Annotated in this window: 11 protein-coding genes and 2 pseudogenes; 8 read left to right on the top strand and 5 right to left on the bottom strand. The window is 62.5% G+C overall.

The features are described 5' to 3' along the window. Positions 1-440: ATP-binding protein (locus ACS5Q1_RS42725; RefSeq protein ID WP_473103913.1), on the top strand; the 440-nt coding region annotated here is incomplete at its 5' end. 428 nt (positions 441-868) lie between these two features. After that, positions 869-1057 (top strand): annotated as a pseudogene (locus ACS5Q1_RS42720) (I78 family peptidase inhibitor); the annotation flags it as partial. A 955-nt stretch (positions 1058-2012) separates the two neighbouring features. On the opposite strand, the gene ACS5Q1_RS42715 reads toward ACS5Q1_RS42720, so the two are convergent. Both ACS5Q1_RS42715 and ACS5Q1_RS42710 read right to left on the bottom strand, forming a co-directional pair. Further along, entirely contained in the window at positions 2013-2147 is a 135-nt protein-coding gene (locus tag ACS5Q1_RS42715) for a hypothetical protein (protein WP_473103912.1), read from the bottom strand. Between the two features lie 174 nt (positions 2148-2321). Continuing rightward, on the bottom strand, positions 2322-2657 hold the full coding sequence (locus ACS5Q1_RS42710; RefSeq protein WP_473103911.1) for a PRC-barrel domain-containing protein: 336 nt from the start codon (positions 2655-2657) through the stop codon (positions 2322-2324). A gap of 351 nt (positions 2658-3008) precedes the next feature. Between ACS5Q1_RS42710 and ACS5Q1_RS42705 the strand changes: the two genes are divergently transcribed. From ACS5Q1_RS42705 to ACS5Q1_RS42690, 4 genes are all read left to right on the top strand, one after another. Then, the gene (locus ACS5Q1_RS42705) at positions 3009-3200 is read left to right on the top strand and encodes a hypothetical protein (RefSeq protein ID WP_473103910.1); all 192 of its coding nucleotides are present in this window, start codon (positions 3009-3011) and stop codon (positions 3198-3200) included. Positions 3201-3428: 228 nt separating this feature from the next. After that, positions 3429-3863 (top strand): CBS domain-containing protein, encoded by a 435-nt coding sequence (locus ACS5Q1_RS42700; protein WP_473103909.1) that lies wholly within the window; start codon positions 3429-3431, stop codon positions 3861-3863. 394 nt (positions 3864-4257) lie between these two features. After that, a complete protein-coding gene (locus ACS5Q1_RS42695) occupies positions 4258-4458 on the top strand; it encodes a hypothetical protein (protein ID WP_473103908.1) in 201 nt (66 codons plus the stop codon). A 33-nt stretch (positions 4459-4491) separates the two neighbouring features. Continuing rightward, positions 4492-7026 (top strand): NAD-dependent epimerase/dehydratase family protein, encoded by a 2535-nt coding sequence (locus ACS5Q1_RS42690; protein ID WP_473103907.1) that lies wholly within the window; start codon positions 4492-4494, stop codon positions 7024-7026. Positions 7027-7088: 62 nt separating this feature from the next. Here the strand turns inward: ACS5Q1_RS42690 and ACS5Q1_RS42685 are convergent, their stop codons facing one another. From ACS5Q1_RS42685 to ACS5Q1_RS42675, 3 genes are all read right to left on the bottom strand, one after another. Then, a complete protein-coding gene (locus tag ACS5Q1_RS42685; protein WP_473103906.1) occupies positions 7089-7640 on the bottom strand; it encodes a P-loop nucleotide/nucleoside kinase family protein in 552 nt (183 codons plus the stop codon). Further along, the gene (locus ACS5Q1_RS42680; protein ID WP_473103905.1) at positions 7637-8662 is read right to left on the bottom strand and encodes a phosphotransferase; all 1026 of its coding nucleotides are present in this window, start codon (positions 8660-8662) and stop codon (positions 7637-7639) included. The genes ACS5Q1_RS42685 and ACS5Q1_RS42680 overlap by 4 nt, the downstream gene beginning before the upstream one ends. A gap of 429 nt (positions 8663-9091) precedes the next feature. Next, complete coding sequence (locus ACS5Q1_RS42675) at positions 9092-9604, bottom strand: universal stress protein (RefSeq protein ID WP_473103904.1); 513 nt, start codon at positions 9602-9604, stop codon at positions 9092-9094. Positions 9605-10164: 560 nt separating this feature from the next. Between ACS5Q1_RS42675 and ACS5Q1_RS42670 the strand changes: the two genes are divergently transcribed. After that, positions 10165-10863 carry an IS6 family transposase gene (locus ACS5Q1_RS42670; RefSeq protein ID WP_473103914.1) on the top strand — a complete coding sequence of 233 codons (699 nt, stop codon included), beginning with the start codon at positions 10165-10167 and terminating at the stop codon, positions 10861-10863. A 60-nt stretch (positions 10864-10923) separates the two neighbouring features. Further along, positions 10924-11502, top strand: a pseudogene (locus ACS5Q1_RS42665) (extracellular solute-binding protein); the annotation flags it as partial. Positions 11503-11768: the final 266 nt, after the last annotated feature.

The raw sequence follows: 11768 nt of genomic DNA, 5'->3' as shown, positions 1-11768 counted from the left end.
CGGTGGCTCTCGTCCAGGGCGAGGTGCGCCGCCATCGGATCCTGCTGCGGACCGAGCTGGCGCTTGACCTCCCGCCCGTGGCGGGCGATCGGGTGCAGTTGCAGCAGGTGATCCTGAATCTGGTACTGAACGGCCTCGAGGCGATGAAGGAGGGGGCGGAGCGGCCACGCGAGCTGCTGATCCGGTCCCGGCTGGATGAATCCGGGGCCGTGCTGCTCGCCGTGCACGACACCGGCGTCGGGCTAGACCCACAGAATATGGAGCGGGTGTTCGAGGCGTTTTACACGACCAAGCCGGACGGCCTGGGCATGGGCCTGGCAATCTGCCGCTCGATCATCGAGGCGCATGGCGGCCGGCTGTGGGCCCGCGCGAATGAGCCTCAAGGGGCCGTGTTTCTGTTCACCCTGCCGTCAGACCAGGACGAGAACCGCTCCCACTGAGCACGCCGGCCCAGGGTCGGTGGCGCAAGGGGCATCGTCATATCTGGACGCTCCCCTTTGGCAAGGGATTTGTTGACGTGTTTGCAAGGTGGTCGGGTGCAGTCATATCTACGGCCTGTAAGTGCGGCTCATGTGGCCGCTCGCCCTTCTCTATTCGGCACCTCCACGTCAAGCATTCTCTTTTCAACCCTTTGGTATAGCGCATGGCACCGTCAACTTAACGCTTTTCCTTGCTCTTTCCGGTGCTTAGGTCCGGAGCGGGCCACGCATTTTCAAGAGCTTAGACCCGCCGGGGAAGAGCTGAAAACGCCAGAAGACGGCCTTTACTCAGTTAAGTTGACAGTGCCGGGTTAAATTGACGGTGCCCTCCCGCCTGCGGCTTTGCCCAGCCGACCACCGCGCCGGCCCGGCAGGCCTGTGCGGCCAGCAACGCTCAGTCCTTTGTGGGAGAGGTATATTCTTTGGAGCTTGCTGACAGGGCCCGCCGGGCCGCAGGTGCCCGTGAGGTGCGCAAGATCGAGCCCGGCGGCGGCGCCTACACGACGGACCTCGACTCCGACCGGTTGAACGTCGAGGTGGACCGCACCGGGATCGTGACGGGTCTCCGCTGCGGGTAAGGACCCATGCACAATGGCGGGTCGTTTGCCGGAGTAAGCGGAGTCACCGGGATCTCTGGCGGTGAGGTCGGCGGCACACCGACCGGCTCATTCGGCGGAGGGACGTTGTCCGGGACAGGTGAGGGCACGTCAATCGGCTCGGGCTGCGGCGGCATCTCAGGCGGCTCTGGCGGAGGGGTCGGATCCGGAGCGGGATCAGGGATACGCGGATCGGACATCAAGGTCGTGAGTGCTCCTTGTGCGACTACTTTGGATCAAGTCGCTGATCGCCCCCTGGAGAGCCGGGTGGGGGGAATGACGGGGGTTCTTCCGGTGTCGGGCGGCTCGATGGTGTTGTCCGGCTTCAGATCCCTGGGCGGCGGGATCACCCCGTCGCACCGGCGGAGACGGTCGCTCAAGGAACTACCAGGGCAGGTCGATCCGGTCGAGCCCGGGTCCTGCGGCGGAGACCTATCCGAACGGGGCTCGCTTGGGCCGGGCGAAGCGGATGTTTGGGCGAGCGCTGGCGTCAAGCTGCACAGACCGATAATGAGGCCGAGAATCAGGAGGTGGGAAAGCTTGCTCATGCACTGTGACTCCGGTTCAGCAGTCTGGTTGCTGGAGGACGTCTCATGGCACCATCGCGGCCCGTTTCCGTTGACCTGGCGGAGAACGGAGGGCGTTCGTCATGCCCAGCAAACCCGATGCTTCAGACCGACCCTCGATGAAGCCCGATCTGCCTGGCAAGCCGCCGGTCACGCCGATGCCGGACCCCTGCAACCCGGTGGCCAATCCAAGCCTTGCTGACTGTCCGGACCAGGGACCTCAACCGCCCAGGGATCAAAAGCCGCCGCAGCCTCCCGATGCGACGCAAAGCTCCAAGGTGCCACAGCCGAGGCAGCGGAGGCCCTGACCTCTCCCATCGCCTGTGAGCTCATGAAGGAGGCGGGCTCATCCCACCTCCCTCATTTCAGCCTTACTGTTGCGGCGCAGTGCCGGGCCGGTTGGGGTTGGCCGGGGGCGGGCTGGTGGTGCCCGTGCGAGCGGCGCCGGCCGCGCTGTAGCGGAACACCGGCGCATTCTGCAGGTCCGCCTTGGTCATCTTGACCATCACCCGGTCCGGCACACCGTCATCGGCAGCTGCGCCGGTTGTCGCGGCGGTGCCTCCCGCAGTGCCGGTGCTGCCGGTAGTGCTCGGCTGGCCCGCCGGAGGTGCGGCGCCCGGGCTGGCCGGAGCGGTCGCCCCGCCCGTCGTGGTACCCGGGGCAGTCTGGCCCGCAGCGGCCTAGGGCGGGGCGACCGCCATCCATTGCACCTGGTCATAAGGGATCGCGACGTCCTTCTCGCCGATGCCGAGGAAGCCGCCAACCCCGACCACCACCGCCTGGATCTTGCCATCCTTGCCGACAAGCACCTCGTCGATGTCGCCGATCTTCCGGTTATCGGCGCCATAGACCTCGATCCCCGTTAGCTTCGAGCCGCGCATCAGGTCCGGCGTCATCTGCGTGATCACCTTCCCGGATCCGGCTGGCTGTGTCGGTGCGGGGCTCGTCTGCGCCAGGCCCGATTCGGCCATCAGCGCCGTTGCCGCCAAGCTGGCGGCCAGTTGCAGTTTCCGCATGCTGTCCTCCTTGGACGTGCGTTGCCCTGGTGCGGGGCGCTCACGAGGGACGACGGTGAGGATGGTATGGAGTTCTACATTCCGGAGCGGAGCGTGCGGGCGCGCACGCCGCACCCGATAGGCGAACCGGCCTGGGGCACGGGTGTTGGTTCCAGAGACCATGCCGAGATACAGCAAGGGCCGTGATCTGCACGATCGTGTTGCCGCGACCGGGCGTCCCAGCCAGGAGGCAGCCGGCACGAGACTGCCCCTTGGCCCCGTGACGGCGCAGCATCATCTGCATCCGCGATGCCGTTGAACGGGTGCCGTTCATTCATGACCTCAAACAGCAGACAACCGAGTGGAGACAGCATGTTCTTTGTCGTGACTGGGAAGGGGCAGAACGGGACGGTGGCGGTCACTTGCAACAGCGCCGCCGCGGCTTTGGAGAAGGCACATCAGCTGGACACGGACGGTGTCATTGATCTCCTCATCACGGATGCGGACGGGCTGCAGCACGCCCCGGCTGATTTCGACCGGCTCTACGTCGCACAGGCCCCGTAGGCCAAGGCGTGTCAGTCCGCCGAACTGGAGAATGGGCGGGTGGGCATTTCACTGCCATGTAACCGCACCCTGTGCACAAAGTCTGGCTCCAGACCTGAACAAGACAGGTGCCCGCAGGGCACTTTTCCTGCCGAGCGGCGCTGGTGGGCAAAGCCAACTTTGCGAGGTGCTTGTACAATACGGCTGCTGAGACTTTCCGGCTCAGCAACCAGTCTCTGAGGAGGCAGCATGGCTATCGTGCGGCACATTCTGGACAAGAAGGGCCAGCTCGTATGGACGATCCGGCCTGATGACACAGTCTTTGCGGCAATCGAAGAAATGGCACGCAAGGACGTGGGCGCCCTCGTTGTTGTCGAGAACGGTGATCCCATCGGCATCTTCACAGAACGCCACTATGCCAGGGACGTGTTCTTGAAAGGCCGATCATCGCCGACAACTGTGGTCAGGGACGTCATGAGAGCAGGCTTTGCTTATGTCACGCCTGATCGGACAGTCGAGGAATGCATGGCGATTATGACAGCCGAGCGCGTGAGGCACCTTCCCGTCATGGACGATGGTAACCTGGTTGGGCTGGTCTCAATCGGAGACCTGGTCAAGAGCATGATTGAGGACAGGGAGTTTGTCATCGATCAGCTGACAAACTACATTGCAGGAACCCGGTAATCTAATCGTGAGAATACTTCCGCTTGGTGTCCTTAGAATTGAGAGTGAAGGTTTTTCATGGGATCGTCTCTATAAGCAGCATGACGGCACTGCCGGATAGGAGGATCTAGCGGAAGGAGTGGTAGTGCTCAGGACAGAAGGGCAGCAAGGGAGTGATGGACATGAGGAGCCAAGCAGCACAATGATGCCCTCCGATCTGTGTCGCGTCACCACCGACTGCGCAGGCCAGATGACCAGAATCCCGTTCAGCCCTGTTCCGGCCTTCGTTCGCGGCTACCGTATTCTCCAAGGTCGTCACGCCTATCGAGGCATTTACTCCGCCAGCCCGGCTCCTAGGACGTGATCAGGGCTGGAGCGGCGGAGTGTCAGCTTTCGATTCCGCGGGAGAGAGGCTATGACACCAGACCTTTGCGAAGCCTTCCGTCGGAATTCCGATGGCTCCTGGACCTGCATCAAGCCAAGCGTGCTCACGGTCGGCGGACAGGCCGTCACCATCGAGGTCGAGCAGACGGTCAGGCCTGGAGAACTCCTCGGCGACTATGATCTTGCCGCCTACCTGGAGCAGACCTGCGCCCACGGCGACACTGCCGGGTGAGGGGTCCCGTCGGGCTGTCGCAAGGAGGGCTTCATGCCGCGTCCTCTCCTCCTGATCACCGGATCGAGCGGCTTCCTGGGGCAAGCCATGGCAGCCCGCCTGGTGCGGCACTACCGGGTGGTCGGGCTCGATACCGTCCAGCCGAAGAAGCCCATGGAGGGTGTCGAGACAGTTCTGGTCGATCTGACCTCCGATGACAGCGTGCGGAATGCCCTCACCGAGATCCGCCGCCGGTTCGGCGCCCATCTTGCTTCGGTGATCCACCTGGCGGCGTACTACGACCTCTCCGGTGAGCCCGATCCCAAGTACCAGAGCGTGACAGTGGAGGGCACCCGCCGCCTCCTGCGGATGCTAAAGCGTGAGTTCGACAAGGTTGAGCAGTTCGTCTTCGCCAGCACGATGCTCGTTCACGCCCCCACACAACCGGGTCGGCCAATCACCGAGGATTGGCCGCTAGCACCCACGTGGGCCTACCCACAGTCGAAGGTCGAGACAGAGCAGCTGCTCCTGGCCGAGCATGGTCCGATCCCGGTCGTGAGCCTGCGGCCGGCCGGCGTCTACGACGAGCGCTGCCGCTCGGCCTTCCTCGCTCAGCAGATCGCCCGCATCTACGAGCGTCAGCCCACCAGCTATCTGTTCGCCGGTGATCCTGACCATGGCCAGCCTTCGCTGCATCTCGACGACTTGGTCGATGCGGTCGAGCGCGTGGTGAATCGGCGTGACAAACTGCCGGGTGAGGTCACGTTCCTCCTCGGGGAAACCGAGACGCCCAGCTACAAAGCCTTGCAGAAACGCATCGGCGAGCTCGTCCATGGTGAGCCCTGGCCGGTGGTGGCACTGCCCAAGCCGCTGGTTGAGGCGGGCGCCTGGGTGCAGGAGGAGGTGCTGGCGCACGATCCCTTCATTCGGCCCTGGATGGTCGAGATTGCCGATGATCACTATGAACTCGACATCGGCCGCGCCCGCACGCTCCTGGGCTGGTCGCCGCGCCATTCCCTGCTGGCGACGCTGCCCGCCATGATCACGGCACTCAAGACCGATCCGACGGACTGGTACCAGAACAACAAGCTCAATCCGGCTGTGGTCGCGGGCGCAGAAGAGGAACTGCGAGAGGTGGTCGAGCGGCAACCATCCGCCGACCACCCAGCGGTGCGGGCCGTCGACACCGCCCTCGCGCAGGAGCACGGGGCCACGCTCTGGGCGCACCTTGCCAACATCGCGCTGGGCCTGTGGCTGCTGGCGAGCCCGTTCGCCTATGGTCTGTTCGATCCGGTCGGCCCACTGCCGCTACCGCCCGCCGCCGGCCACGAGCTCCCGCCGCCTGAGCTACGCAATGCCAGGCTGGCCTGGAGCGAGATGATCAGCGGCGTGGCCGTGATCGGGCTGTCATGCCTTGCTCTTGCCCGTCCCCGCTCCTGGGTGCCATGGGCCGTGGCGTTGGTGGGCACTTGGCTGCTGTTTGCCCCTTTGGTGTTCTGGACGACGAGCGCCGCTGCCTATGCCGTTGATACGCTGATCGGCACGCTGGTGATCGTGTTTGCCGTCATGGTGCCGCCGCAGCCCGGCCTCAGCCGCAAGGCCCTAGCCTCGCCGGCAGACGTACCGCTCGGCTGGTCGTATTCGCCCTCATCCTACGTGCAGCGCGTGCCCATCGTGGCGTTGGCCTTTGTCGGCCTGTTCATCTCCCGCTACTTGGGCGCCTTCCAGCTCGGGCACATTGACGGCCTGTGGGATCCGTTCTTCTCCGGCCATGGCGGCGGGCGCAACGGCACCGAGGCGGTCGTCACGTCGAGTGTGTCGAAAAGCTTTCCCATCGCCGATGCCGGTCTGGGAGCGGTCACCTACATCCTCGACATTCTGACCGGCATCATCGGTGATCAGCGCCGCTGGCGCACGATGCCATGGCTGGTGCTGCTGTTCGGACTGCTGGTGGTGCCGCTGGGTGCCGTGAGCGTCGGCTTCATCATCATTCAGCCTACGATCATTGGTGCGCTGTGCACGCTCTGCCTTGTGCAGGCGGTGATCACGGTCCTGCTGATCCCGTACTCGATAGACGAGGTGTTCGCGACGGCGCAGTACCTGTGGCAGAGCCGGCGCGTCGGCCACTCCGTCTGGCGCACCCTGATCTTTGGCGGTCCGGTGCTCTCAGAACAGCGCGATCCCGTGCAGGGCTTGAACATGCCCATCAGCCAGATCGCCTGGGAATTCCTCAAGGGCGGCGTGACTTATCCCTGGACGCTGATCGGTTGCACGCTGATCGGGGTCTATCTGCTCTGCACGCGCCTGCTCTTTGGCGTCGAGCCGCCCTTGTACTTCAGCGATCATACCGCAGGCTGCGTGGCGATTGTCATCGCCGTCACGGCCTGGGCCGAGGTGGCGCGGACGGTGCGGCTTCTGAATGTGCCGCTTGGATTGTGGGTTGCAGTCTCGCCGTTCCTGCTCGACGGCGGCACCGCCATTGCCTTGGCCGCCGATCTCGTCGCGGGCCTTGCCCTGGCCGGGCTCAGCCTGCCGCGCGGGGCTCGCAGCCAGGAGCATTATAGCGGATGGGATCAGTATATCCTGTAGTCGAGCTTGATCGGTTCTAAGCGGAGAGACATCTGATCCCGTCGTTCACGATGCCGCGGAGATTATCGCCGTTCCACAGGGAAACTCTCGTCGAGGAAGGATTGCGCTCTTCGGATGCTCTGATGCCGGAGAACCTCGTCTTTGATGACATCAGAATTCCGTGATGCATCCAGGCGGACCCAATCCAACTCCCCGCAATTGCGTCCGGCCTGCATGCGGACAACTTCCGCTGTTGCATCGGACGGATCGTTCTGGCGAGCCGCCACCCGAGAGACCAGCACCTCCACCGGGGCCTGAAGCCAATACCCCATGAAGGGAACATGGCTCACGGCCGCAAGCTGCTTGATCCTCTCTCGCTCCCGAGGTTGAGCAAAGACGGCATCGACAACAACGCCAGAGCCCACACGCAACGCTCGTTCAGCCTGCTGCCTTAGAGCCGCATAGACCTGCTCGGAGACCTCTGGATGGTAGGTACTATCCGGCAGCCGCGCATGGACCGGTACTCCATGAAGCTGTTTTCGGATGCGATCGCTATTCAGAATGCGAGCCCCTGGAGCCGGCCCCAGATAGGGTGCGACAAGCGAGGCTATGGTCGATTTGCCGGATCCGCTCAACCCTCCAATTGCCACAAAGACAGATGGCGCGGGCTCCAGCAACGACCCAGCAAGATCGAAGTACTGCCGGGCCTCGGACCGGACCGCAGGCTGGCCGCTGTGTCTGGGGATGCGCTCTCCCCCTGAGCCGCCGTAACATGAGCACGGACCATAGCCCGGATGGCCATAAAGAATGGGATGAGCCCGAGCCCCTCGGTTTCGTCCGCCCAATCGAGATAGCGGTTGAGCAAGGTATTTGCCAACCACTGCTGGTTTCGGTGCCACAAATCCATCAGCAGGAAAGCCAGATCGTACAGCACATCGATGGTGGCCAGGCTCTCGTCAAATTCGAGGCAGTCGAACAGGGTCGGGGTTCCACGCCACAGGCAGATGTTGCGAAGGATGAGGTCGCCATGGCAGCGCCTAACCTTGCCGGAGAAACGGCGGCGTTCCAGCACCTGTGAGTGATCCTGGAGCGCTCGCCGGAATCTTTGCGCGATTGCGGCTCCCATATCCTCCGGGACCAGCTTGGTGGCGAGCAGCGACCTTTCATTGATTTCAAGGACGCCCGATATCCCTTTGATCCCACCATACGCCAGACTGGCGGGCGCCTCCCGATGGAAGACCGCAATGCGATGTGCGAGGTCTGCCACGATTGCCGGCGTGAGGGAGCCATGCTGGGCCATGCGGTCGAACAGGCACTCCTGATCAAAGCGGTGCATCTCCACCAAGGCGTCGACCAATGGTCCAGTGCCGTCGAGAACAAGCTGTCCATCCGTCCCGCGTGTGATCACGCGGACGCCAATATAGAGTTCTGGGGCTGTGCGGCGATTGAGATTGAACTCGGCCAGACAGCTGGCATGCCGCCGTTGCGGAGAGGAGTAGTCAAGATAGGGAAAGTGAACCGCGCGTTTCAGTTTGTAGGCCCTGTCTTCCGCCAGGAAGATCATCGAGGCATGCGTTGTCATGATCTGAACAGGCGAGCCCTCCCCAAGGGTCTGCTCAAGGAACCGGATGGTTTCGGATTGCTCTTGGACGAGCATCGCAATCACTCCATACCATCAGAGATCGATCGAGGACGTCGTCCCACGACGGTATTTACTTACGCGATGTAACAACGCCTCTAAGAGGCCTGAGGAGCCGGAACGGGCGCTTTCCAACTGGAGCGGCCGGGCTCAACGCTTCCGGAGGCGCTCAATCGCATCCCGGTGGGTGGCGGGGTTGACCCCGCACCCGCTTTGGGGCGCTCTTCAGTGTTCTGCCGGTACCGCCGTTCGAAATTGCGTTCTGTTCCTTAGAGCCGGTCGTGCCTACCTGTCGGCTTTGTTGAGTCATTGCCACAATGCGGTCTTTTATCGTCATCTGTTCGCAGCGGTGGAGGGAGCACCATAGGATCGGCAGCTTGGTAAGCTGCGTCCGATGGACGGGATTGCAGGCGCTCCTTATGAGGAACCCGGAGGTTCCTAGCCTGATCAGGATCCCGTTGCCTGTTCGAGCGCTGGATTCGTTTCGCTGGCCACGTGCTGCTCTCGCGCTCCGTGCTTGGGCAGCCGATACACCAACACCGGAATTGTTGAATGCGTCAGGACACTCACGGTCTGGCTTCCCAGCATCGCAGCAGACAGCCCACGTCGTCCGTGTGATGCCATCACGACGAGGTCGCACCCCTTTGCCTCTGCAGCCTGGATGATCGCCTGATAAGGGTGATCATGCTCGACATGCATCGTATCGTAACTGACGCCGGCCTCTCGCGCACACTCGGCTCCTTTGGAGAGAACGTGAGTGGTGCGTTGCTTCGCATGCCGCTGGTACTCGTCAGGAGTGTCCTCGACCTGATCCACCTTGAGCGAGATCGTATGGAACGGCTCTGTGACGGTGAGGAACGTGACCCTCGCGCTGACGCCCTTCGCGAACTCGACTCCATGCCGGATCGCCCCCTCTGACAGCTCCGAGCCGTCCGTAGGAATGAGAAGATGCTTGAACATGGCATGCCTCCCTTGGCTGCGCATCAAGTCACAGCCGTCACGCGGCAGGCACTTCCAGATCCCATGGCCGCTGCGGCCGTAATCCAGTACGCGATTATTGTACGCCAACAGCATCAAAATGTGTGGAAAAATCAGAAAATTAGATTGAGCCTAGTCCGATCGAAGCGCCACCATTGAGCCGGTAGGTTCCCTCGGGCGGCACGATCCGGGTGTCGCGGCCGCTTGGCACCCACAACACCTCGCCATGGGTTACCAGTCCTCCACGAGAGGCATTTCCCAACCAGCTTGGCCGTTGAAAACGATGAGGAGAGGCTGTTTCTGGCGGTGTTGTCACGTTAACTGAAATCGGGCGCATTGAGGCAAACGAGGTGACGTGACGAGCTCATGCGGCAACGCAGGTTGCAGACTTCCACGCCGCCATGGCAGTGAGGCGGTGAAGATGGGCTGCAAGAGCAGAGCGGCAGGAGCGGAGTGGAACGAAAAGATTGCGAACGGAACTGTCGCAAACCGTTCGGTAACTGAGTTCGGCCTATGCCTCCGGTTAGCTCCAGAGGTGCATGATGTTCAAAGGCCGCCATTTCGATCGCTCAGTGATCCTGCTGTGCGTGAGGTGGTATCTGGCCTATGGCCTGAGCCTGCGGAATCTGGAGGAGATGATGGCCGAACGAGGCGTGACGGTGGATCATGCCACCATCCATCGCTGGACGGTTCACTACGCCCCGCTGCTGCTTGAGCAATTCAATCGGCGCAAGCGAGCTGTCAGCCGGAGATGGCACGTGGACGAGACCTATATCAAAGTCCGTGGGCGGTGGATGTATTTATACCGGGCAATTGACAGCAACGGAGATACGGTCGAATTCTGGTTCAGTGAGCGGCGCAACCTCACGGCCGCCAAACGGTTCCTGCGCCAAGCGCTGAAGCGGCACGGCCGTCCTGAGCGGATCGTGATCGATGGCAGCCAGACCAACCGCGAGGCGATCGTGTCCTGCGACATGGCAGATCGGCTCCACGATCGGTCAAGGCGCAAGCTGAAGCCGATCCGGATCCGACAAAGTGCTTACCTGAACAATCGCATCGAGCAGGACCATCGCGCCGTCAAGCGCCGGGTTCGACCGATGCTCGGGTTCAAGTCGATGGCGTCCGCTCGGGCGATCCTGGATGGGATCGAGATGGTTCACATGATGCGCAAACAGCAGGCGAAGTATGCCCGGAGTTCGCAGCTATCCCTCGCCGAGCAGTTCAGCATTCTGGCTGCGTGAGGGCTGCGGGTGGAGTAGCCTACTTTCTGCCCTCATCCAAAATTCGCGACAGAGCCCTGGCTCCTCGATCGCATGGTAAAAGAGGGAGGGATGCCCGTCCTCACCAAGAGCAACGGCGAGCAGGCGTTTGTTGCGGGCAAGATCGGCTTCGCGTTCCAGACTACGGGCGCGCTGCGCAACGTGATCAACAACGTCGGCGAGAAGTTCGATCTGCGCACGGCCCCGATTCCGCTGCTGTCACCCGAAAAGGGGCGCCTGCCCACGGGCGGCAACGCCGCTGTCATGCTGACGAAGGATCCCGCCAAGCAGGAGGCGGCTTGGACGTTCATCAAGTTCGCCGCCGGCCCTTATGGCGCGTCTGTCGTCGTTCCCGGTACGGGTTACGTCCCCAACAATGAGCTCGCGGCGAAATCCTCCGAGTACCTCGGGGAGTTCTACCCGAAAAACCCGCTCTTCAAGGCAGGCCTCGAGCAGATGCCGAAGATGATCCCATGGTATGCCTTCCCAGGCTCCAATGGGGTGAAGGTCACCCAGACGATCGTGGATAACCTCTCACGCGTGGTGGAGCAGAAGGCGACTCCTGAGGATGTCCTCGCCGACGCGGCGCGGGAAGTCCAGCGCCTACTGCCTCGCAAATAAAGCGATCTGGATCTACTCGATTGCGCACCTGATCCTTGAGCGGGCCAGGTGCGCGAAAAATTGCGTCGTTGGTAACTGCAGGCTGACGTAGTGCGGCTTCTTACAACGACCGCTCCTGGCACTTCCCGGAAGTACGCCGAACGGGTGGTGTCATGTCTGGATGGCGCCCGTTTGGCAACGTGATTGTTGATGATGCTTGGGCCTAGCGGGGCGGGTGCGGTCATGTCTCCGGCCTTTGAACGCGGTGCTTCATGACCGCAGGCCCT

This window comes from Microvirga sp. GN3, assembly GCF_055792825.1.
Note: the sequence above shows the minus strand (reverse complement) of the source record. Positions and strands in the feature narration are given on the sequence as shown.